This window comes from Ralstonia edaphi (genome assembly GCF_958350185.1).
GTDB lineage: Bacteria > Pseudomonadota > Gammaproteobacteria > Burkholderiales > Burkholderiaceae > Ralstonia > Ralstonia edaphi.
In genome coordinates this window covers 435608-458257 of record NZ_CATWHI010000003.1, presented here as the reverse complement: position 1 = coordinate 458257, position 22650 = coordinate 435608, and the positions used below count along the sequence as shown (strand labels likewise).

Sequence of the window (22650 nt, the reverse complement as noted above, 5' to 3'; positions counted from 1 at the left end):
CTTTCTTTGGCAAGACAAAGAAAGTGAGTCGGCCCCGGCAGGGGACGAAAGGGAGGCAGACCACCAACAAAAAACCAAGACCCACCCCCACAAAAAAGCATCAGTCCGCAGGCGTAATGTCGATATGACAATGCGAAGACTGCGCCCCTGCATGCGATTCATGGTGCATGTGATCCTGCACCTCCACCCGCATCCCCAACCGCGCCAGCAGCTTCCGATCCGCATCGGCCTCCGGGTTATCCGTCGTCAGCAGCTTCTCGCCATAGAAGATCGAGTTGGCGCCCGCCATGAAGCACAGCGCCTGCAGCGCATCGTCCATCGCCTCGCGGCCAGCGGAGAGCCGCACCATCGCCTTGGGCATCGTGATGCGCGCCACGGCAATCGTGCGCACGAAATCAAACGGGTCCAGTTCTTCGTTGCCCGCCAGCGGCGTGCCTTCCACCTTCACCAGGTTGTTGATGGGCACCGAGTCCGGATACGGCTCCATGTTCGCCAACTCGGCGATCAGGCCTGCACGCTCGTGCACCGATTCCCCCAAGCCGACGATGCCGCCGCAGCACACGTTGATGCCGGCGTCACGCACGTGCTCGAGCGTGTCGAGCCGGTCCTGATACGTGCGCGTGGTGATGATCTCGCCGTAGAACTCGGGCGCGGTGTCGAGGTTGTGGTTGTAGTAATCCAGGCCAGCTTCCTTCAACTGCGCGGCTTGTTCCTGCTTGAGCATGCCGAGTGTCACGCAAGTCTCCAGCCCCATCGCCTTCACGCCGCGCACCATATCGGCTACGGCGTCGAGCTGATGCGGCTTTGGGTTGCGCCACGCGGCGCCCATGCAGAAGCGGCTGGCGCCGTTTTGCTTGGCGCGCGATGCGGCTTCCAGCACTGCGTCGATCGGCATCAGCTTTTCAGCCTCGACACCCGTGTCGTAGCGCGCCGATTGCGGGCAGTACGAACAGTCTTCGGGGCAGCCGCCGGTCTTGATGGACAGCAGCGTCGACAGCTGAACCGCATTCGCATCAAAGTTCGCGCGGTGCACCTGCTGCGCCTGGAACAGCAGGTCGTTGAACGGCAGCGCGAACAGCGCTTCGATGGCTTCGCGGCTCCAGCGGGCGTTGGGATTCTGCCCCGGCGTGGGCGGCACCTTGGCGGCGTTCGGCACGAAGTTCAATGGGGTGGATTGCATGAGGACTTCCTTCAAGTGATGCGTGATTTCGTTGTTATGCGGGTCAGGCCGGCAGCAGCCAGTTCGGCTTGCGCTTGCCCAGGAAACTCTGCACGCCTTCGCGGCCTTCTTCCGAGGCGCGGATGGCGGCGATGCGCTCGGCGGTATCCGCCAGCAAGGCGTCGTTGACGGCGGCGCCAGCCACCTCACGCACGAGGCGCTTGCTCTCGCGAACGGCGTTCGGGCTGTTGGCGACGAGCGTGGCGGTGATGTCCGCCACCTTGGCGTCGAGGCCGTCTGCGCTCACCAGCTCATGCACGAGGCCGAGGCGATGCGCCTCTGCGGCGGAGAAACGTTCTGCGGTGATGAAGTAGCGGCGCGATGCCTGCTCGCCCAGCGCGCGGATCACGTATGGGCTGATGGTGGCCGGGATCAAGCCAAGCTTCGCTTCCGACAGGCAGAAGTTGGCCGTGTCGACAGCGACGACGATGTCGCACGCGGCGACCAGGCCGACGCCGCCGGCATACGTGTCGCCCTGCACGCGCGCGATCACGGGCTTGGGGCAGGTGTAGATGGCGCGCAGCATTTCGGCCAGGCGCAGGGCGTCGGCGCGGTTCTCGTCGTCGGAGTAGCCGGCCATCTTTTTCATCCAGTTCAGGTCGGCGCCCGCGCAGAACGCAGGGCCGTTGCCCGACAGGACGATGGCGCGCACGCTCGGCTCGTCGGCCAGCGCGCGGAACGCACCGGTCAGCTCGGCGATGACAGTCTCGTTGAAGGCGTTGCGCACGTCAGGCCGATTCAGCGTGAGCGTGGCGACGGTGCCGTTCTGTGCGAAGGCGAGGGTCTCGAAAGCGTTCATTCGGGGTCCTTGTTGGTGTCGGACTTGGGGTCGTCGGCCCCGGAAGCTTCAGCGGTGGGGCCGACCGGGCCTGCGGGCAAGCCGAGTTCGCGCAGGAAGGCGTCGACCTGCGGCAGCCAGATGGAAAGCCCTGCATGGCTGGCGAACATGCCGTGCGAGTCGTTCCGGAAGGTGCCGAAATCCACCAGCCGCCCTTTGCCGCCCGCACTTGTGTAGGCCGCGAACATCTTCTCGGGCATTGGCTTGGGCCAGTAGCTGTCGTTGTCGCCGTAGAACCAGAGCGACGGGTAGCGTGACTGGCGGCCGTACGTTTCAAAGGCGCGCACGAGGTTGCCCTCCCAGTCGACGCAGGTGTCGTTGCGCAGGCCCCCGGCAAAGTTCACCAGCCCACGCACGCCGGGGTAGGCGATGGTGCCGAAGGCGAGCGTGGTCAAACCGCCGTGCGACTGGCCCATGATCACGATGCGGTTGCGGTCCACGTACGGCTGCGCGGTCATGTAGTCGAGCGTGGCCACCACGTCTTCGGCCTGGACGATGCCGTTGGCCTCCACGTTGCACCCGCTGCCGATATACGCGCCGCCGGATTTGGAAAACCCCTGCCGCATCGGGATGGCCACCACGTAGCCGCGCGCGACCAGCGCCGCCGCCTGCTCACTGTAACGGGCACGTGCCTGGAATGCCGCCTTGCCGCGCGCCTTGCCGTGGTTGAGCACGATGAGCGGGAAAGGGCCGTCACCGGCCGGCTTGTAGACGGTCGTCTCCAGCTTGAGCGTGAAGATGCCCGCAGACTTGGGCACTTCCACGATGGTTTCGCTGATGCCCGGCGGCGCCGCTTCGCTCGCGTGCGCGACGGCAAGCAGCAGCGCGCAGCCAACGGCTGCCAAGGCGCTGCGCCACGTTCGCGCGGTGTTGCTGTTCACTGCAAATGTCCTGTTCGATGGGCGGTCCGCTTACATGCGGAACACGCCGAAGTTCATGTCGCCGATCGGCGCGTTCAGGCTGGCCGACAGGCCCAGGCCCAGCACGCTGCGCGTGTCGGCGGGGTCGATCACGCCGTCGTCCCACAGGCGCGCGCTGGCGTAGTACGGGTGGCCCTGACGCTCGTACTGATCACGGATCGGCGCCTTGAAGGCGGCTTCTTCATCCGCGCTCCACTGGCCGCCCTTGGCCTCGATGCCGTCGCGGCGCACGGTGGCGAGCACGCTGGCCGCCTGCTCCCCGCCCATCACCGAGATGCGCGCGTTCGGCCACATCCACAGGAAGCGCGGCGAATACGCGCGCCCGCACATACCGTAGTTGCCCGCGCCAAACGAACCGCCAATGATGACCGTGAACTTCGGCACCTGCGCCGTCGCCACCGCCGTCACCATCTTCGCGCCGTTCTTGGCGATGCCTTCGTTCTCGTATTTGCGGCCGACCATGAAGCCGGTGATGTTCTGCAGGAACACCAGCGGAATCTTGCGCTGGCAGCACAGCTCGATGAAGTGCGCGCCCTTGAGCGCCGCCTCCGAAAACAGGATGCCGTTGTTGGCGATGATGCCGACCGGGTAGCCCCAGATGCGCGCAAAGCCGCAGACCAGCGTCGTGCCGTAGCGTGCCTTGAATTCGTCAAAGGCCGAATCGTCGACGATGCGGGCGATGACTTCGCGCACGTCGAACGGCTTGCGCGTGTCGGTCGGGATCACGCCGTAGAGCTCTTCGGCTGCGTAGCGCGGTTCGACCGGCGCATGAATCTGCACCTGCTCGGGCTTGCGGCGGTTCAAGTGCGCGACGATGCTGCGGGCTTGCGCCAGCGCGTGCGAATCGTTGTTGGCGAAGTAATCCGCCACGCCGGACAGCCGCGTGTGCACATCGGCGCCACCGAGGTCTTCAGCGCTCACCACTTCGCCGGTCGCGGCCTTCACCAGCGGCGGGCCCGCCAGGAAGATCGTGCCCTGTTCCTTGACGATGATCGACTCGTCGCTCATGGCCGGCACATAGGCGCCGCCCGCCGTGCACGAGCCCATCACCACCGCGATCTGCGGAATGCCCTTGGCCGACAGGTTGGCCTGGTTGTAGAAGATGCGGCCGAAGTGGTCGCGGTCGGGAAACACGTCGTCCTGGTTCGGCAGGTTGGCGCCGCCCGAATCGACCAGGTAGACGCAGGGCAAGTGGTTCTGCTCGGCAATCTCCTGCGCGCGCAGGTGCTTCTTCACCGTCATCGGGTAATACGTGCCGCCCTTGACCGTGGCGTCGTTGCAGACGATCACGCATTCCTGCCCCGAGATGCGGCCGATGCCGGTGATGATGCCGGCGCCCGGTGCGGCGTCGTCGTACATGCCGTACGCGGCCAGCTGCGAGAACTCCAGGAACGGCGTGCCGGGGTCGAGCAGTTGCTGCACGCGGTCGCGCGGCAGCAGCTTGCCGCGTGCGAGGTGCTTGGCGCGGGCGTCGTCACCGCCGCCTTGGGCGATGCGCGCAACCTTGTCGCGCAAGTCGGCGACGAGCGCGCGCATGGCATCGGCGTTGGCCTTGAAGTCTTCAGCGCGGGGGTTCAGCTTGGTCTCTAGCGTCGGCATGGCAGCAGTGCGGGAAGGTCGGTGCGGTTCAGTCAGGGAAGGTGCCGTCGACGTACAGCCAACGGCCTTCGGCGGATTCAGCGCCGCTGGCGTCCAGGCGGACGAAGCGGCTGGTTTCGTGCAGGCGATGCGCGCGGCCGCCGACCTTGTAGCGCGCGACGAATTCCACCGTCGCGTGCGTGGCGTCTTGCGGCGTGTGGCGCTTGACGTCCAGGCCGAGCCAGCGCGTGGCGGCCGCGTCTGCTTCGCTGGTTTCCAGGTCGGCGGGGCAGGTAGACGGATGCCACGTGCGCCGCAGGTACGCCGTGTCGCCCAGCACATAGGCGCTGTAGCGCGAGCGCATCAGTTGCTCAGCGGTGGCCGGCACGGCGTCGCCTGCGTGGAACGGGCCGCAGCAGCGCGCGTAGGTGCCGTTGCCGCACGGGCAAGCGTCGGCTAGGCCGATGGACCGGGTTTGTGCAGCAGGCATCAGGCCAACAACTCCGGCAGCTCCGGCAGCTCGCGCATGTCGGTAAACGTGCGCGTCGCACCGGCGGCGATCAACGGGCCGGGCGCGTTGCGGCCGGCGTACGCCAGCACCGTCATGCCGGCAGCGTGCCCGGCAGTGACGCCGGTTGGGCTGTCCTCGATCACCAAGCAGCGCGACGGCGATACGCCGAGGCTGCTGGCGGCCAGCAGATACACATCGGGCGCGGGCTTGCTGCGCGCGACTTCGGTGGCCGAAAAGATACGTACGTCCGTCGGCCGGAAATGCTCGATCAGGCCGGTGCGATTGAGCTGCAGCTCGACCTTCGTGCGATCCGCGCCGGAAGCCACGGCCATCGGCAGGCCAAGCCTGGACAGCACATCGATGGCATGCCCGATATGCGGCACGGCTTCCACTTCGGCTTCGAGCAGCGCGTTGCGGCGCGCCTGGAACGTCGACAGCCAGTTCGGCGGCAGCGGTGCGCCGCGCATCTCGGCAATCGCATCCAGCTCTTCGCGGATGGCCTTGCCGAGGAAGCGCTGGATCGAATCTTCCAGGCTGATGCTGATGCCCAGCTCGGTCAGCATCTCCCAGATCAGGCGGTTGACGAGGGGTTCGCTGTCGACCAGCACGCCGTCGCAATCGAAGAGGATCGCGTCAAAGCGCGGGTGGTTCGAAACAGGGGAAGTCACTGCAGTCATGCCTGGTGCGTTGAGAGTTGAGACCGCCTACGCCAGCGCGCGGGCGATCAAGATTTTCTGGATATCGCTCGTGCCTTCGTAGATCTGGCACACGCGCACGTCGCGGTAGATGCGCTCCACCGGAAAGTCGCTTACGTAGCCGTAACCGCCGAAGACCTGGATGGCATCGGAGCAGACGCGCTCCGCCATCTCGCTGGCGTTGAGCTTGGCCATGGCGGCCTCTTTCAGGCACGGCAGGCCGGCGTCTTTCAGGCTGGCTGCATGCCAGACCATCTGCCGCGCCACATCGACGCGCGTCGCCATCTCGGCCAGGCGGAACTGCACCGCCTGGTGCGCAAACAGCGGCTGACCGAAGCTCTCGCGCTCCTTGGCGTACGCCAGCGCGGCTTCAAAGGCCGCACGCGCCATGCCAACGCTCTGCGCGGCAATGCCGATGCGCCCGCCTTCCAGCCCGGACAGCGCCATCTTGTAGCCGGCGCCTTCTTCGCCCAGCAGGCAATCGGCGGGGATGCGGCAATCTTCGAACACGATCTGCGCCGTGTCGGACGAGTGCTGGCCGAGCTTGTCTTCGAGCCGCGCGACGATGTAGCCCGGCGTCTTGGTCGGCACCAGGAATGCGCTGATGCCGCGCTTGCCTGCGGCCTTGTCCGTCACGGCCATGACGATCGCCACGTCGGCATGCTTGCCGCTGGTGATGAACTGCTTCACGCCGTTGAGCACCCAGTGGTCGCCATCGCGCACGGCCGTGGTGCGCAGCGCCGATGCGTCGGAGCCGACGTGCGGCTCGGTCAGGCAGAACGCGCCAAGCATTTCGCCGCGCGCCAGCGGCACGAGCCACTGCTGCTTCTGCGCGTCGTTCGCAAACGCCATCAGCATGCTGCACACGGGGCAGTTGTTCACGCTGATGACGGTGGAGGTGCCGCCGTCGCCCGCGGCAATCTCTTCCAGGATCAGCGCCAGCGACAGGTAATCGAGCCCCGCTCCGCCGAGTTCTTCCGGCACGGCTACCCCATACGCGCCCAGCTCGCCGAGCTGGCGGTGCACGTCTTTCGGGAACGTCGCATCGCGGTCCCATGCGGCGGCGTGCGGCACGATCGCCTCGCGCACGAAGGTGCGGATGGCGTCGCGAATCATCTCTTGCTCTTGGGTCAGCAGCATCGTTTCGGCCTCACCATTCAATGACGCTGCCGTCGTAGTTGCGGAACCCGCCGTTGTCGGCACGCGTGGCACCGGCAATCACGCGGCGGATGCCGGCCACGCTTTCCTGCGGCGTGATGGCCGCGCCTGCACCGCCCATGTCGGTCTGCACCCAGCCGGGGTGGAAGGTAAGGCACGTGGCGTTCTTGGCGTCGATCGACACCCCGCGCAGCACGGCATTCACCGCCGCCTTGCTGGCGCGATACAGCCAGCCGCCGTTGCCCGCCATGTCGCCGATGCTGCCCATGCGGCTGGAGATGACGGCGAGCACGCCGCCAGGCTCGTCCGCCTCATTGCGTCCGGCCTCCACCATCGGCAGCACGGCGGGCAGCACGCCCATCGGCGCCCACACGTTGGTGTGCATCACGGCATCGAAGTCGGCTTGGCTGACGGGCGTGGCGCCCTGCGTGCGCGGGCCGTAGATGCCCGCCACGTAGATCGCCACGTCCAGCGCTTCGCCGTCGAGCTTCCATGCAAGGCCAGCCACGGCATTTGCGTCGGTCAAGTCCAGCACGTGTGTTTCCGCGCCCAATGCCTGCAGCGCCTGCGCGGCTTCCTGCGTGCGCACGGTCGCAATCACGCGCCAGCCATCCGCGCGGTACTGCTTGACGGTTTCCAGGCCGATGCCGCGCGACGCGCCCAGGATGAGCGCGGTGCGCGTGCGGCGCGACGTTGCATTCGTCATGCGCGTGCCTTAGTAGAGTTCGATGCCGACAGCCGTGGCCTCGCCGCCACCGATGCACAAGCTGGCCACGCCGCGCTTGCCGCCGCGGTGTCGCAGGGCGCCCAGCAGCGTGGCGATTACGCGTGCGCCCGATGCACCGATCGGATGGCCCAGCGCGCACGCGCCACCGTTCACGTTCACCTTCTCGTGCGGGATGTGTAGGTCGTGCATCGCGGCCATCGGCACCACGGCAAACGCCTCGTTGATCTCGAACAGGTCGACGTTGCCCGAGTTCCAGTCGAGCTTCTTGAAGAGCTTGTCGATGGCCGTGACCGGCGCCGTGGTGAACCAGCCGGGCTCTTGCGCGTGCGTGGTGTGGCCCAGCATCACCGCCAGCGGCGTGATGCCGAGCTGCTTGGCAGTCGATTCGCGCATCATCACCAGCGCAGCTGCGCCATCGTTGATCGACGACGACGACGCGGCCGTGACCGTGCCGTCCTTCTTGAAGGCGGGCTTGAGCGACGGGATCTTGTCGACCTTGATGCGGCGCGGGCCTTCATCGGTGTCGATGACGGTGTCGCCGGCTTTGCTCGACACGGTGACGGGCGTGATTTCCCAGCGGAACGCGCCGGATTCGGTGGCTTCCTGCGCGCGCCGCACGGACGTCATCGCGAAGTGGTCCTGGGCTTCACGCGTGAAGCCGTATTTCTCGGCGCAATCCTCACCGAAGGTGCCCATGGCGCGGCCCTTGTCATAAGCGTCTTCCAGGCCGTCGAGCATCATGTGGTCGTAGATCATGCCGTGGCCGATGCGATAACCGCCGCGGCCTTTCGGGATCAGGTACGGCGCATTCGTCATGCTTTCCATGCCGCCCGCGACCACCACGTCGACCGAGCCCGCGAGCAGCGCGTCATACGCGTTCATGGCCGCGCGCATGCCCGAACCGCACATCTTGTTGACCGTCGTGCAGCCGACCGACAGCGGCAGGCCCGCCCCCAGTGCGGCCTGGCGTGCCGGTGCCTGCCCCTGGCCCGCAGGCAGCACGCAGCCCATGATGACTTCTTCGATCTGTTCCGGTTTCAAGCCCGCACGTTCGACCGCCGCGCGAATGGCAGCGGCGCCGAGTTGCGGAGCGGTGAGGCTGGCGAGTTCGCCCTGGAAGGCGCCCATCGGTGTGCGGGCTGCTGAGGCGATGACGATGCGGTCGGACATTGCTGCAATCTCCTGGAACTGTGCTTGGGACATGTTCTGCACTTTTGGTGCAGGGGTTGTGTGTCTCTTGCTTGTTGGGTGGGTGGGCCTTGTTGGTCCATCTCCGTTTCGTCCCCTGCCGGGGCCGACTCACTTTCTTTGTCTTGCCAAAGAAAGTAAGCAAAGAAAGGCGCGCCCGAGATGGCGACCCCTTCCTTGAATTTGTGTAACCGGGCGGAGAACGGGAAAACTCGCTTCGCTCAGACAGTTCCCGTTCTTTCTTCCGCCCGCTTACACAAATTCAAGGCGCCATCTAGGGCAGGGTACGGCCACACAATCTGTGCGCTGACCTAGCTGGCTCTTGTTTGTTGCTGTTGCTGCTCGCTCTGCTTCGCGTTGTGCTGCCGATTCCTACTGCCCTCGTGGCCGATGGTTTGGCCGTTGACGTTCTTGCCCTAGATGGCGCCTTGAATTTATGTTGCAGAGAGGAAAAAGGAAGGGAAACTGTCTGAGCGCAGCGAGTTTTTCCCTTCCCCTCTCTGCGACATAAATTCAAGGAATCTTTCGCCATCTCGGGCGCGCCTTTCTTTTGCTTACTTTTCTTTGGCAAGACAAAGAAAAGTGAGTCAGCCCCGGCAGGGGATGAAACAAGGGATGGACCAACAACAAAACAACCCATCCCAAACAAAAAAGAAGTCAGAACCCCACCGGACTAGGCGTACTCCCTTCCTTCCCATAATTCAGCCAAGCCTCAGCCAACTGAGCATGCAGTTCCTCATTGGAACTCGCCGCCATCCCCAGATTGCGCAGCATCCCGTCCTTCACGCCGTAAATCCAGCCATGAACGGTCAGCGGTTGCCCGCGATCCCACGCGTCCTGCACGATCGTCGTCAGGCACACGTTGTTGACTTGGTGAATCACGTTGAGCTCGCACAGCCGATCATGCTGATCCTGCTCACGGACCACTGTGCCGAGATACGTTTCGTGCTGCTCGGCCACGTCACGCACGTGGCGGATCCAGTTGTCAGCCAGCCCGAAGCGCTGCTTGGTCAGTGCAGCCTTCACGCCCGAGCAGCCGTAGTGGCCCACCACCGTGATGTGCCGGATCTTCAGCACTTCCACCGCAAACTGCAGCACCGACAGGCAGTTCAGATCCGAGTGCACCACCACGTTGGCGATGTTGCGATGGACGAACACTTCGCCCGGCGGCAGACCGATGATCTGGTTGGCAGGCACGCGCGAATCCGAGCAGCCGATCCACAGGTACTCGGGGTTCTGCTGGTTGGCCAGGTTGGAGAAGAAAGCCGGGTCTTCGGCGTTGACGCGCTCGACCCACTTCCGGTTGTTTTCGAAGAGTTCCTTGATGCGATGTGGCATGGTTTCCCGTCGTGTTGAGAGAGTTAAGCGGCGGCGCGCTGCTGCGTCGTGTTGTCTTGCGCGGCATTGTCGGGCGCGCTCGCCCCGTAGCGATTGACGAAGCGTTCCGCTGCGTCATACGCGTAGAAATCGTGCATCTGCCCGGAGAGCAGGCGCTCCTTGTACCCCTGCCACATGGAGGCTTCGAAGAAGTCTGCGTGGTGTTTGAGGAAGGCTTCGCGCACGCGCGGGTCGCCCAGCAGGAACGTGCGGTACGTCTCCGGAAAAATGTCGTGCGGGCCGACGCTGTACCAGACCTCGCCGGACATTTCTTCTTCTTCCGTACGCGGTTCGGGCACGGTGCGGATGTTGCAGTCGGTGAGGTATTCGATCTCGTCGTAGTCGTAGAAGACCACGCGGCCGTGGCGCGTCACGCCAAAGTTCTTGTACAGCATGTCGCCCGGGAAGATGTTCGCGGCGATGAGTTCCTTGATGGCGTTGCCGTATTCGATGATGCCGTGCTCGACCTGCGCATCGGTGCCTTCGTGCAGCCAGATGTTCAGCGGCGTCATGCGGCGCTCGATGTAGACGTGGCGGATGACGATCTCTTCGCCGCCGTCATCGCTGCGCTGGTATTCGACCATCGAAGGCGCATGCTTCTCCAGCTCCTTGATGAGGTCGTCATCAAAGCGCGAGAGCGGGAACGCCACGTCGGAATACTCGAGCGTATCGGCCATGCGCCCCACGCGGTCGTGGCGCTTCACAAGCTGGTACTTGCTCTTGATCTGCTCGCGCGTGGTTTCCTTGGGCGGCGGAAAGTAGTCCTTGATGACCTTGAACACGTACGGATACGACGGCAGCGTGAACACCAGCATCACGAGGCCCCGGATGCCGGGCGCGATGATGAACTTGTCGGACGAATGCTGCAGGTGATGCAGGAAGTCCCGATAGAAAAGGTTCTTGCCCTGCTTTTGCAGACCCAGCGAGGTGTAGATCTCGGCGCGCGGCTTGCGCGGCATCAGGTCACGCAGGAAGGTCACGTAGGCAGACGGAATCTCCATGTCCACCATGAAATACGAGTGCGTGAACGAGAACAGGATCAGCAGTTGTTCTTGCCGCAGCAGCACCGTGTCGAGAGAAAGCTGGCCCGCGGCATTGCGCAGGATCGGCACGGCCAGCGGGAACGTCTTGTCGCCGTTGATCACGCGCCCGATGATGTACGCCGCCTTGTTGCGGAAGAACAGCGACGACAGCACGTGGATCTGGAAATTCGGCGCGATGCGGAAATCGCCGAAGTGCTCGCCCACCGCGCGCACGACGTGGCCGATGTCGCGCTCCAGGTCTTCAAACGGCGCGTTGAGCTGGAAGTTGTGGACGATGCGCTCGAAGCAGGCGCCCAGGCCGTCGCGTGTGCCGGGGTAGTACGCGCGATACGTCGGCTTGGTGGGCGATTCTTCGTTCTCGATGTATTCCGTCGAGATGGCCGGGCGCACGAAGATGAAATCGTTGTTGAAGTACGAACGGTGCAGGATGCGCGAGCACACCGAGTTGAAGAAGGTCTCGGCCAGTTCCGGCTGGTGATGGTTGGTCAGCAGGCCGATGTAGTGCAGCTTGATCTGGCGCCAGATCTCGTCGTCGATGTTCTCGGCGTCGTATTCGTCTTCAAGGATGACCGACGCTTCACGCACGCGCTCGTCGTAGTACGCGATGCGGTCGCGCTGCAGTTGCTGCAGGCCGGCCCAGTCCCCGGTCTCGAACGCAGTCTTGGCCTGTACGCTCACCTCGCGGAACAAGCGGTAGTGCTTGTCGAAGCCGTCGAGCATCGTGCGGGCGACGTCAAAAGCGATCTGCGACGAGAGGAGCTTGGGGAAATGGGACATGGCGTGTACGCGGGGAGGGCAGGGAAGCGGCAAAACCAGCAAACCAGGCAGACCTAGATTGTAGGGTCTTCGGTGCTGTGTTCGTGTCCTGAAACCGTTGCGCCTCCTTATCCGTTTGGCTGATGGCCCCGTGCCGCCAGCCGGCCTGCTCCGCCCCGTTACATCGTCTCTGCGTACAGCTCCCGGCCGATCAGCATGCGGCGGATTTCCGACGTGCCGGCGCCGATTTCGTACAGCTTGGCGTCGCGCCACAGCCGGCCGACCGGGAATTCGTTGATGTAGCCGTTGCCGCCCAGGATCTGGATGGCTTCGCCGGCCATCCAGGTGGCCTTTTCGGCGGTGTAGAGGATCACGCCGGCGCAGTCCTTGCGCACTTGGCGCACGTGGTCGCGGCCCAGCGAGTCAAGATTCTTGCCGACCGCGTAGAGGTACGCACGGCACGCCTGCAGCGTGGTGTACATGTCGGCCATCTTGCCCTGGATGAGCTGGAATTCGCCGATGCTCTGGCCGAATTGCTTGCGGTCGTGGATGTACGGCGTGACGACGTCCATGCAGGCCTGCATGATGCCGATCGGGCCGCCGGAGAGCACCGCGCGCTCGTAATCCAGGCCGCTCATCAGCACCTTGGTGCCGCCGTTTTCCTGGCCGAGGATGTTTTCCACCGGCACTTCCACGTTCTCGAACACCAGCTCGCCCGTGTGCGAGCCGCGCATGCCGAGCTTGTCCAGCTTCTGCGCCACCGAGAAACCCTTCATGCCCTTCTCGACGATGAACGCCGTCATGCCGCGCGCGCCCAGTTCGGGCTCGGTCTTGGCGTAGACGACGAGCACGTCGCAGTCGGGGCCATTGGTGATCCACATCTTGGTGCCGTTGAGCACGTAGCGGTCGCCTTTCAGCTCTGCGCGCAGCTTCATGCTGACGACGTCCGACCCGGCATTCGGCTCGCTCATTGCCAGCGCGCCCACCCATTCGCCGGAAACCAGCTTGGGCAGGTATTTGGCCTTCTGAGCCGCCGTGCCGTTGCGGTGGATCTGGTTCACGCACAGGTTCGAGTGCGCGCCATACGACAGGCCCACCGACGCCGATGCGCGGCTGATTTCTTCCATGGCGATCATGTGCGCCAGGTAGCCCATGTTGGCGCCGCCGTACTCCTCGGCCACCGTGATGCCCAGCACGCCCAGCTCGCCCATCTTGCGCCACGCATCCATCGGGAACTGGTCGGTGCGGTCGATTTCGCCGGCACGCGGTGCCAGCTCGCCCTGCGCCCAATCGCGCACGGCCGAACGCAGCATCTCGATGTCTTCGCCCAAGTCGAATTTCAGGCCGGGCAGATCAATCATGGTGGTCTCCTTGGGCGCGGTTCAAGCCGCGGTGTCTCGGGTAAGTGGTCTGGCGCTGTGCGGTGCGCGCCGCTTGTGGCGAGCGCACCGGTGCCGGGAGGGTGATGCGAGGTGTTGCGTATTGTATTGACGTTTACGTAAACGTCAATGACTGGCGATTACGTAGATTTGCGGATCAGGCGGCCTTGCGTCGCTTGGGCGGCTTGCCCGCGCCGGCCTGCGCATCCTCCAGCAGCTGGCGACACTGCCGTTCGTGCTGGTCGATCTCGGCCAGTTGCGCGTTCAGGTCTTCCAGCTGCTGCGTGAGCACCGCACGGTGTTGCGCCAGCGAGGCCAGGAAGCGCTCCAGCTGCGGCACCGTATCGCGTGGCGATTCGTACAGATCGAGAATCTCCTTGATCTCGCCGAGCGACAGGCCGAGTCGCTTGCCGCGCAAGGTCAGCTTCAGGCGCGTGCGCTCGCCGGCTGAATACACCCGTCGACGTCCGCCCGGCCCTTGGCGGTCCGGAGCGAGCAGGCCCTGATCCTCATAGAAGCGGATGGCGCGCGGCGTGATGTCGAACTCGCGTGCAAGATCGGTGATGGTGAAGCTTGCGTCGGCAAGCGCGCCGGCATCGCCCGATTCAAGATCGGCGGCAAGCGCGGCGGCGGCAGACGGAGTGGAGGCAGACATACGGCGGGAGCGGAGTAACGACAGAGGTGTGATGACACATGCACGCCAGCCAGCGACATTAAGTTTTCGCTTAAGATGGATGACCGGCGGCGAATTGACGTTTACGTTAGCGTCAATGGCGCCAAACCGCAATCGCAGAGACCGCCCGAAGCCCTCAAAGGCGGCGACCGAGACCCCATCCACATGAACGCGCTCGAACACCAACTCGACTATCCCTTTGGCGACACGCTTCCCGAAGGCGGCACGCGGTTTGAAGTCGCCCCCGGCGTCTACTGGCTGCGCATGCCGCTGCCGTTTGCGCTCGATCACATCAACCTCTGGCTGCTGCGCGATCGGCAGGACGGGCAGGACGGCTGGACGATCGTCGATTGCGGCATCAACCACGAAGCAATTCGCGGGTATTGGGAAACGATCTTCGCGAACCACCTCGATGGCCTGCCGGTGCTGCGCGTGCTGGTCACGCACTGCCATCCGGATCATGTCGGCCTGTCGAACTGGCTGTGCGAAGGCGGCGACGAAAAACGCTGGAACGTGCGTCTGTGGATGAGCCTGGGCGACTACGCCTTCGCCCGCATGCTGGTGGGCGGCACCGGCGCGTCGAACGCCGGCGGCGAATTCGCCGCGCGCCATTTCGAGCGCCACGGCTTGACGGACCCGGCCTCCATCGAAGGCATCCGCAACCGCAAGGATTACTACAGCACGCTCGTGCCGGGCGTGCCCAGCCAGTACCGCCGCCTGATGGACGGCAACGTCGTCGCCATCGGCCAGCACAAGTGGCGTGTCATTACCGGCTTTGGCCATGCGCCCGAGCACGTCGCGCTCTACAGCGAAGACGCCAACGTGCTGATTTCCGGCGACATGGTCCTGCCCCGCATTTCCACCAACGTGAGCGTGTTCGATCTGGAGCCTGAAGCCGATTCGCTCACGCTGTATCTGGATTCGCTCGGCAAGTACGAGCCGCTGCCCAAGGACGTGCTGATTCTGCCGTCGCACGGGCGGCCCTTCCGCGGGCTGCATACGCGCATCCAGCAACTGCGGGACCACCATGCGGATCGCCTGGCCGAAACGTTGGCTGCATGCAAGGCCGCCCCGCAATCGGCCCGCGACATCGTCAACGTCATCTTCAAGCGCCAGTTTGACGTGCACCAGATGACCTTTGCGATGGGCGAGGCGCTCGCCCACCTGCACGCGCTGTGGCATCGCGGTGAACTGGTGCGCGAAACCGGCGCTGACGGTATCGTTCGATTCCACGCAGCAGCGTAAGCTGCACAACTGCCGCCATTCACCGGAGCCGCCCATGGCTGACCAGCATGACGTTCTCGACGACAGCGCCGTCGTCCTGCCGTTTCCCGCGCAAACGCCGACTGCGCCGTATTACGCCGTGATCTTCGCCTCCACCCGCACCGACGGCGACAACGGCTACGGCGCCATGGCCGACCGCATGGTGGAACTGGCCCGCAGCATGCCGGGCTTTCTCGGCATCGAATCCGTGCGCGATGAGCTGGCCGGCGACCAGGGGCGGCCGGGCATCACCGTCTCGTATTGGTCGTCGCTGGAGGCCATTCGCGAGTGGAAGAACCAGAGCGACCACCTTGCCGCGCAGAAGCTAGGGCGCGAGCAGTGGTATGCGTCGTACCACCTGCGCATTGCCAAGGTGGAGTACGACTATGGGTTTGTCCGATAACGCATCGCTCCGACCGACAAAAAACCCGCCAATTGGCGGGTTCTTTTTTGTGCGCACCGCTGGAAGATCTAACGCAGCGTCTTCGCAAATTGCCCCAGGTACCGCACGCCGTCGATCGCGCGGCTCCCGTACCACGACACCATCTCGCCATCGACGAGATAGACCGGCTTGCCGATCTGCTTTTCCAGCGCGTCGACATGCTCTTCGCTAAAGCTGTAAGGCTCGGTGGAGAGCAGCACGCAGTCGATGTTGCGCACGACGTCATCGCTCCAGCGGAACGTCGGGTAGCGCGTGTCGGGCCGGTTGGGACGGGCGCAATCGCCGCTCTTGTCGGTGCCGCATTGCACGGGCGCCGGATCGTCGGGCCATGTATGGCAGTTGACGAGCTTGAGCATGCACGAGATGTACGTGTCGCGCGACACCGTCATCCACGGGTCTTGCCAGATGGCGTACAGCACGCGATGCGGCAGGAAGTGGCGGCCGCGCAGCGCCTCCAGCTCCTGCGTCAGCGCATCCGACAACTTTTGCGCCTGCGCTTCGCGGCGAAAGATGCCGCCCAGCAGCTGGTACAGCGCGAGATTGTCTTCCGGCGAGCAAGGATGCGTGACGATGATGTGCGGGATGAATTCGCGCAGCTTGTCGACGGTCGAGCGCGTGTTCTCGTCAATGTTGACGATCACGTGCGTGGGGGCCAGCTCGCGGAGCTTGTCGAGTTTGACGGTCTTGGTGCCGCCTACCTTCGGCACGTTGCGCACCGCTTCGCGCGGGTGGATGCAGAAGCCGGTGCGGGCGACGAGCTGATGGCCCAGATCAAGCGAGAACAGCAGATCGGTAATCGAAGGCACCAGGCTGGCAATGCGCGGTGCGGTGTCGACGGGGGCGTGGGCAAACCCAGCCGCATCGGTGTAAGTCATGACGAAATCTCGGGGTTGCGGGGTTTGCGCCCGGCGCGCGCAAACGCAAAGTCATAGAGCCCGCGCGGCAGCACGTGCAGCAGCTTGGCAACGACGCCCATTTGCCATGGCAGCACCGTGAAGCGCACGCCGCGACGGATCGCATTCACGGCTTTTTGCGCGAAGCGGTCCACCGGCATCAGGAAAGGCATCGGATACGGGTTGTGTTCGGTCATCGGCGTACGGATGTAGCCGGGGGCGATCGTCACGACGCGCAGGCCAAGCGGGCGGAACTCCACGCGCAGGCTCTCCATCAGTTTGATGACCGCCGATTTGGACGCGCTGTAGGCCGCCGCACCGGGCAAGCCGCGCACGCCCGCCACGCTGGCAATGCCGACCAGCGTGCCGCCGGGCCGCCCCGGCTTCGCGCGTGCCAGCATCGGCGCGACGAACGGCTGGAACGTGTTGAGCACGCCCATCCAGTTGGTGTCCATTACGGCTGCAAAGGCTTTCAGGTCGCCCGGTTCGCGCAAGTCCGTGCCGACCGAGATGCCGGCGTTGGCGATCACCACGTCGGGCACGCCGACCGTGGCGATGAATGCGCTGGCCACGTCGCGCATCGATTCGGCGTTGCGCACGTCGGCGGCGTAGCAATGGCAGCGGCTCTGGATGCCGGCCGGCAGCGTCTGGACAAACTCGTGGAGCACTTCAACTCGCCGCGCGACCAGCCCGATCGTGGCGCCCTGCGCTGCGTATTGACGTGCCAAGGCTTGGCCGATGCCGCTGGAAGCGCCGGTGATGAAGACGGTCTCGCTCATGTCGATGTCCTGTTGGTGTGAAGAAGGCCGACGCACAAAAAACGCCCGCACAGGGGCGGGCGTCGATGGCGGTGTCACGCCCGGGCGGATGCCCGGAAACGCGGCAACCCGTCACATCTTGCGGTTGCGCACCTGGTCGACGAGGTAGTCGAGCGTCTGGGCGGCACCCACGTTGCTGCCGGCATCTGCCGGCGAGGTGGTGTACTTGCCCTGCACGACCACGGTCGGAACACCTTCGATCTTGTACTGATCAGCCAGTTGCGCGGCGCGTTTGGTATTGGCGTTCACACTGAACGAGTTGTAGGTGTCGCGGAACTGCTTTTCGTCGACGCCGTTGGCGGCCATGAACTTTGCAATGTCATCCAGTTCGGACATCGAGCGGTAGTTCTTGTGCAGTTGGTCGAACACGCGGTCATGCAGCGTCTTGCCGCTGGCATCCTTGGCGTCGAGCTTGCCGAGCGCTTCCAGCGTGTAATAGATGCGGGTGTGCGGCTCCAGCTTGGCATTGAAGGCCACCGGCACGCGCTTGATCACGACGTCCTTGCCTTGCTTGGCGACCCACGCCGTCCAGGTGTTTTCAAAGTCGTAGCAGTGCGGGCAGCCGTACCAGAAGAACTCCGTCACTTCGATCTTGCCTGCGGGCACGGGCTGCGGCGTTTGCAGCACTTTGTATTCCTTGCCGGCGGTGGGCGCGGCGTTGGCCGGCGCGGTCATCAGGAAGCCGGCGCCGGTGGCGAGGGCGATCAGGAAAGCAGCGAGTTTTTTCATGGTGAATGGACGACGAATTAGACGACGAACTGGACGAAGCGACGGAAAAACCAGCGGAATCCAGCGCAGAACCGACAGACGCCGCTGTCAGCGTCACTGAGACTCAGGTTTCTGACCGATCACAGCCCGCCGGGTTCACAGCGGGCTGCACAGACTTCACGTTACTGGCGGGCGAAGCGGATGACCGACGATTCCACGCCCGTCGATTGCAGGCGGCTGCGCACGGCGGTCATCTCATCCAGCGAATTGAACGGCCCCAAGCGCACGCGATACATCGTGGTGCCGTTCACCTCACGCTGCGTCACCTTGGCTTCGAAGCCTTGCATGGCCAGATTGCCCTTCTGGCGCTCGGCGTCTTCGGACGATTTGTAAGCGCCAACTTGCAGGAAATAGCCCGTCTTGGCGGCATCCTGGCGGGCGATTTCGGCAATCGGGTCCGTTACCGGCTTCTCGTTGGAGGCGGTGACCGGCGGCTTGGGCGGCTTGGCGGCGGGCGCGCTTGCGACCTGCGGAGCCGAGCCCGGCTGGGCCGGATGGATGGTGATGCCCGGCGGCGGATTGTTCTGATCCGGGGCCTGATCGACCGGCTTGGCCGGCACGCGGCTCCACAACGGTGCGTTCGGGTCTGCTGCCTGCGGGGTGCTGGCTTGCGGCGCGGGCTGCACCGGCGTCGGCAGCGTGTTGACCACGTTGCCCGCTTCGCTCGGCTTGGGCTGCGCGCCGCCACGCGACACGAAGGGTACCGGCGCCTTGGTGATGTACACCGCCACCACCACGGCGATCGCCAAACCGACGATCAAGCCCAGCACCAGACCCAGAAACGTGCCGCCCCGTTGTGAGCGGGCACGGGAAGATTGCGTATTGCGTGCCATGTCGATCCTTCTAGAAGCGCCCGATTATAAGAGCGCCGTGTGATGCCAAATCGTGCGCGTTTACATCTTTTGCGGCGCGGACACCCCGATCACCGCCAACCCGTTGCGCAGCACCTGCCGCGTGGCGGCCAGCAGCGCCAGACGGGCACGCTTGACGGCCTCGTCGTCGACCAGCACGCGATCGGCGTTGTAGAACGCGTGGAAATCGCCCGCGAGGTCGCGCAGGTAGAAGGCCACGGCGTGCGGGGCCAGTTCGCGCGCGGCGTCGGCCAGCATGTCGGGGAATGCGGCCAGGCGTTGCACCAGCGCCGTCGCCTGCGGGCTGACATCGGGGCCCGTCACGGCAGCGAGATCAGCGCTGGTGAGCGAGTCGGCGTCAACGCCGGCGCGCTCGAACACCGAGCAGATGCGCGCGTGGGCGTACTGCACGTAGTACACCGGGTTTTCGTCGCTTTGCTTGAGCGCCAGATCGACGTCGAAGACGAATTCGGTATCGGCCTTGCGCGACAGCAGGAAGAAACGCACGGCGTCGCGGCCGCGCGTGAAGCGCGCCGGCCAGTTCGGCTCGCCGGCTTCCACGCAGGCGCGGATGGTGTCGACGCCGGATTTCGATTCAGCATCGCCGTTGGACCATTCGATCAGGTCGCGCACGGTCACGTACGAGCCGGCGCGCTTGGAGATCTTCACCTCGGCGCCGTCCTTCATCACCGTGACCATCTTGTGCAGGACGTAATCGGGATAGCCTTTCGGGATGCCGATGTTCAGGCCCTGCAGGCCGGCGCGCACGCGCGCGATGGTGCCGTGGTGGTCGCTGCCCTGCACGTTGATGACCTGCGTGAAGCCGCGGCCCCACTTGGTCGTGTGGTACGCCACGTCGGGCACGAAGTAGGTGTAGGCGCCGTCGGACTTGCGCATGACGCGGTCCTTGTCGTCGCCGTCGTCGGTCGTGCGCAGCCACAGCGCGCCTTCCTGCTCGTACGTCTTGCCAGCGGCAATGAGCGCGTCCACCGTCTGCTGCACCTTGCCTTCGGTGTAGAGCGACGATTCCAGGTAGTAACGGTCGAACTTCACGCCAAAGGCTTGCAGGTCGATGTCCTGCTCGTTACGCAGATACGTCACCGCAAAGCGGCGGATGGCCTCGAGGTTCTCGACATCGCGCTCGCCCGTCACGGGTTCGCCATCGGAGGCGCGTACGGTCTTGCCCGCGAGGTAATCGGCGGCGATGTCGGCAATGTAATCACCGTTGTAGGCGGCTTCGGGCCAGTTGGCGTCGCCCGGCTTGTAGCCGCGCGCGCGGGCCTGGACGGAGACGGCCAGATTGTGGATCTGGACGCCGGCGTCGTTGTAATAGAACTCGCGATGGACCTTGTGGCCCTGCCAGTCGAGCAGGCTTGCCAGCGCATCGCCCAGCGCGGCCTGGCGGCCGTGGCCCACGTGCAGCGGACCGGTCGGATTGGCCGAGACGAACTCCACCAGCACCGGCGCGCCGTCATGCGTGTTGGCGGCGCCGTAGCGATCGCCTTCTGCAAACACGGCGGCGATCACGTCGGCGCGCGCGGCGGCAGACAGGCGTAGGTTGATGAAGCCGGGGCCGGCGATTTCCACCGCGGCCACGAGGCGCTGGCCGCGAGCATCGGCGCGGATGGCATCGGCGATCTTGCCGGCCAGCTCGCGCGGGTTGGTGCCCAGCGGCTTGGCGAGCTGCAGCGCGACGTTGCAGGCGATGTCGCCGTGCGCGGCCTGCTTGGGGCGCTCCAGGACGATCTCCGGTCGGGCTTGGCCCTCGGGCAGCAGGGAGCCGACGGCGTCGGACAACAATTGGGCGATCGTCTGTTTGTGGGAGGGCAGCATAAAGAAACCATGACGCCGGCAGTGCTGAAATGGATTGAAATCCAGTCCTGGCGCCGCCAGTTGCGTTGTTCGGGGAAAAGTACGAAATTTTATCAGGTGAGCCACGGTCTCAGAGGTATCCGCCCCCAGTCATGGCAATCCGCGGCCCCAACCCAACCAAGGGAAATAAGAAATCATGATCACCTTTACTTCGCACGCTTCGCAAAAATTCTCGATGCAGAAGGATCTCGCCATGGTGCTGCTGGGCGTGATCGGCAAGACGCTGGGCGAGCGTGGTGTCATCACGCCCGAAGAAATGCCCCACGCCATCGACCGCCTGAAGCGCGCCATCAAGGACGACACCCACCAGGCACATATCAAAGTGGCAGAGCTGTCGGCCTCCGAGCTGGACGAAAACGGCGAAGAAGAGCCGCCGCACCTTGGTCAGCGGGCCTATCCGCTGCTGCACATGCTGGAAGAATCGCTGGTCGAGCAGTCCAACGTGCTCTGGGGCGTCTGACCTCCGGACGCCGGCCAAAAAAAATGCCCGGCCGCCAAACGGGGCGGTCCGGGCATCCGGCCACAGCGGGCCGGGAGCGGGGGAGGGGGCTGGCGCGTTGGCCGGTATCTCGTCTTACTGCATTCGCGTTATTGGTCGTGGAGCATGTCGGACAGCTCGTCCGCGTGCTCTTCCTCCACGGCCAGAATCTGTTCCAGCACGCGCCGCGTGGTGGGGTCTCGGTCCCCGATGTAGCGGATCATCTCCAGGTAGCTGTCGATCGCGATCCGCTCGGCCACCAGGTTTTCCTTGATCATGTCGACCAGGCCGTCGGCTTCCACGTATTCGGAATGGCTGCGCGTCGACAGGCCCTCCGGGTTGAAGTTGGGCTCGCCGCCCAGTTGCACGATGCGCGTGGCAATGCTGTCGGCGTGCGCCTGTTCCTCGTTGGCGTGCACCAAAAATTCTGCGGCGATCGGCTCTGCGTTGATGCCTTTGGCCATGAAGTGGTGGCGCCTGTAGCGCAGCACGCAGATCAGCTCCGTGGCCAGCGCCTCGTTCAGCAGCCGCAGCACGGTCTCCCGGTCGGCTTTGTAGTCTTCGGTCACCGCACCTTCTTCGATGTGCTTGCGGGCACGTTCGCGCAACGTTTTGATGTCGGTGAGGAAGCTGCTTTCCGAGGGTGCGGCGACGTTGGTCCGGCTCATATGAATGCTCCTGCGGGGTGATTGGCGTGGACGTGAAAGGGCTTATTCGCTGGCGTCGCGTCGGCTGCTGCCGCCTGCCAGTGCTACTACCAGCCCGATCGCCGCGCCGATCGCCACCGCAACCCCCACTGACTTGAACGGTGCGCCGGTGATGGTTTCTTCGGTGCGATCGAGTGCCCAGTCCATGCGTTCGCGGGCTTGATGGGCACGGTCGTTGGCGGCCCGGCGCAGTTGCTCCGCGCGAGCGTGCAGCGTGCGGCTTGCGCGGTTGGCTTCGGTGCTGCCTTCGTCGGTCAGTGTGTGGATGGCGTTTTCGAGCGAGCGCAGCAAGCTCTGCACGTCTTCCACGGCGGGGCGAGCAGCGTAGCGGGCGTGGTCGACGGCGTCGCTGGCGCTGTTCATGGCGCGGTGCGCGCGATCATTGACGTCGTCAATTCGGCTTCGGACGCGGTGGCTGGCAAAGAGTGACATGGTGAAGCTCCTCATCGTGGCGCCGCGGGAAAACACGCCGGCGGCGCGGTTGGTTCGGGTGCGA

Annotated in this window: 23 protein-coding genes; 3 read left to right on the top strand and 20 right to left on the bottom strand. The window is 64.7% G+C overall.

The annotated features are described in order from the left end of the window. Positions 1 to 100 precede the first annotated feature (100 nt). From bioB to R2669_RS12540, 13 genes are all read right to left on the bottom strand, one after another. Positions 101 to 1180, bottom strand: a complete 1080-nt coding sequence (gene bioB, locus R2669_RS12600) for a biotin synthase BioB (RefSeq protein ID WP_316874972.1) — start codon at positions 1178 to 1180, stop codon at positions 101 to 103. Positions 1181 to 1223: 43 nt separating this feature from the next. After that, complete coding sequence (locus R2669_RS12595) at positions 1224 to 2018, bottom strand: enoyl-CoA hydratase/isomerase family protein (RefSeq protein WP_316900384.1); 795 nt, start codon at positions 2016 to 2018, stop codon at positions 1224 to 1226. Continuing rightward, the gene (locus R2669_RS12590; RefSeq protein ID WP_316900383.1) at positions 2015 to 2938 is read right to left on the bottom strand and encodes a dienelactone hydrolase family protein; all 924 of its coding nucleotides are present in this window, start codon (positions 2936 to 2938) and stop codon (positions 2015 to 2017) included. The genes R2669_RS12595 and R2669_RS12590 overlap by 4 nt, the downstream gene beginning before the upstream one ends. 30 nt (positions 2939 to 2968) lie before the next feature. Then, a complete protein-coding gene (locus R2669_RS12585; RefSeq protein WP_178959184.1) occupies positions 2969 to 4576 on the bottom strand; it encodes a carboxyl transferase domain-containing protein in 1608 nt (535 codons plus the stop codon). Between the two features lie 28 nt (positions 4577 to 4604). Continuing rightward, the gene (locus R2669_RS12580) at positions 4605 to 5045 is read right to left on the bottom strand and encodes a YchJ family protein (protein ID WP_316900382.1); all 441 of its coding nucleotides are present in this window, start codon (positions 5043 to 5045) and stop codon (positions 4605 to 4607) included. Next, positions 5045 to 5743, bottom strand: a complete 699-nt coding sequence (locus tag R2669_RS12575; RefSeq protein ID WP_316900380.1) for an HAD family hydrolase — start codon at positions 5741 to 5743, stop codon at positions 5045 to 5047. Before R2669_RS12575 ends, R2669_RS12580 begins: the two co-directional genes overlap by 1 nt. Before the next feature lie 27 nt (positions 5744 to 5770). Further along, positions 5771 to 6901 (bottom strand): acyl-CoA dehydrogenase family protein, encoded by a 1131-nt coding sequence (locus tag R2669_RS12570; RefSeq protein ID WP_316900379.1) that lies wholly within the window; start codon positions 6899 to 6901, stop codon positions 5771 to 5773. Between the two features lie 10 nt (positions 6902 to 6911). Further along, complete coding sequence (locus R2669_RS12565) at positions 6912 to 7625, bottom strand: SDR family oxidoreductase (protein WP_316900377.1); 714 nt, start codon at positions 7623 to 7625, stop codon at positions 6912 to 6914. A gap of 9 nt (positions 7626 to 7634) precedes the next feature. Next, complete coding sequence (locus tag R2669_RS12560; protein WP_316900375.1) at positions 7635 to 8816, bottom strand: acetyl-CoA C-acetyltransferase; 1182 nt, start codon at positions 8814 to 8816, stop codon at positions 7635 to 7637. A 675-nt stretch (positions 8817 to 9491) separates the two neighbouring features. Further along, positions 9492 to 10172 carry a carbonate dehydratase gene (can, locus tag R2669_RS12555; RefSeq protein ID WP_147213962.1) on the bottom strand — a complete coding sequence of 227 codons (681 nt, stop codon included), beginning with the start codon at positions 10170 to 10172 and terminating at the stop codon, positions 9492 to 9494. Positions 10173 to 10195: 23 nt separating this feature from the next. Then, positions 10196 to 12031: a bifunctional isocitrate dehydrogenase kinase/phosphatase gene (aceK, locus tag R2669_RS12550; RefSeq protein WP_316900373.1), complete on the bottom strand. Its 1836-nt coding sequence runs from the start codon at positions 12029 to 12031 to the stop codon at positions 10196 to 10198. 158 nt (positions 12032 to 12189) lie between these two features. Further along, a complete protein-coding gene (locus R2669_RS12545) occupies positions 12190 to 13371 on the bottom strand; it encodes an isovaleryl-CoA dehydrogenase (RefSeq protein ID WP_147213963.1) in 1182 nt (393 codons plus the stop codon). Positions 13372 to 13546: 175 nt separating this feature from the next. After that, positions 13547 to 14044 carry a MerR family transcriptional regulator gene (locus tag R2669_RS12540; RefSeq protein ID WP_147213964.1) on the bottom strand — a complete coding sequence of 166 codons (498 nt, stop codon included), beginning with the start codon at positions 14042 to 14044 and terminating at the stop codon, positions 13547 to 13549. A gap of 183 nt (positions 14045 to 14227) precedes the next feature. Between R2669_RS12540 and R2669_RS12535 the strand changes: the two genes are divergently transcribed. Both R2669_RS12535 and R2669_RS12530 read left to right on the top strand, forming a co-directional pair. Continuing rightward, positions 14228 to 15307, top strand: coding sequence for an MBL fold metallo-hydrolase (locus R2669_RS12535; protein WP_316900371.1), 1080 nt, complete (start codon positions 14228 to 14230; stop codon positions 15305 to 15307). 34 nt (positions 15308 to 15341) lie between these two features. Next, positions 15342 to 15728, top strand: coding sequence for an antibiotic biosynthesis monooxygenase family protein (locus tag R2669_RS12530; RefSeq protein ID WP_147213966.1), 387 nt, complete (start codon positions 15342 to 15344; stop codon positions 15726 to 15728). A 68-nt stretch (positions 15729 to 15796) separates the two neighbouring features. Here the strand turns inward: R2669_RS12530 and R2669_RS12525 are convergent, their stop codons facing one another. The 5 genes from R2669_RS12525 to argS all read right to left on the bottom strand — a co-directional run bounded on the left by R2669_RS12525 (position 15797) and on the right by argS (position 20930). Continuing rightward, positions 15797 to 16642 (bottom strand): helical backbone metal receptor, encoded by an 846-nt coding sequence (locus R2669_RS12525; RefSeq protein WP_316900369.1) that lies wholly within the window; start codon positions 16640 to 16642, stop codon positions 15797 to 15799. Continuing rightward, on the bottom strand, positions 16639 to 17439 hold the full coding sequence (locus R2669_RS12520) for an SDR family oxidoreductase (RefSeq protein ID WP_316900367.1): 801 nt from the start codon (positions 17437 to 17439) through the stop codon (positions 16639 to 16641). Before R2669_RS12520 ends, R2669_RS12525 begins: the two co-directional genes overlap by 4 nt. Before the next feature lie 111 nt (positions 17440 to 17550). Beyond that, a complete protein-coding gene (locus tag R2669_RS12515) occupies positions 17551 to 18207 on the bottom strand; it encodes a thiol:disulfide interchange protein DsbA/DsbL (protein ID WP_004633713.1) in 657 nt (218 codons plus the stop codon). 161 nt (positions 18208 to 18368) lie between these two features. Next, entirely contained in the window at positions 18369 to 19079 is a 711-nt protein-coding gene (locus tag R2669_RS12510; RefSeq protein WP_316900365.1) for an SPOR domain-containing protein, read from the bottom strand. A gap of 60 nt (positions 19080 to 19139) precedes the next feature. Further along, positions 19140 to 20930 (bottom strand): arginine--tRNA ligase, encoded by a 1791-nt coding sequence (argS, locus tag R2669_RS12505; RefSeq protein WP_316900363.1) that lies wholly within the window; start codon positions 20928 to 20930, stop codon positions 19140 to 19142. A 175-nt stretch (positions 20931 to 21105) separates the two neighbouring features. Between argS and R2669_RS12500 the strand changes: the two genes are divergently transcribed. Next, positions 21106 to 21429, top strand: a complete 324-nt coding sequence (locus tag R2669_RS12500; RefSeq protein WP_147213971.1) for a DUF1840 domain-containing protein — start codon at positions 21106 to 21108, stop codon at positions 21427 to 21429. 128 nt (positions 21430 to 21557) lie between these two features. On the opposite strand, the gene R2669_RS12495 is transcribed toward R2669_RS12500, so the two are convergent. Further along, complete coding sequence (locus tag R2669_RS12495) at positions 21558 to 22115, bottom strand: ferritin-like domain-containing protein (RefSeq protein ID WP_004633723.1); 558 nt, start codon at positions 22113 to 22115, stop codon at positions 21558 to 21560. 42 nt (positions 22116 to 22157) lie between these two features. Next, the gene (locus R2669_RS12490) at positions 22158 to 22586 is read right to left on the bottom strand and encodes an ElaB/YgaM/YqjD family protein (RefSeq protein ID WP_147213972.1); all 429 of its coding nucleotides are present in this window, start codon (positions 22584 to 22586) and stop codon (positions 22158 to 22160) included. Between the last annotated feature and the right edge of the window lie 64 nt (positions 22587 to 22650).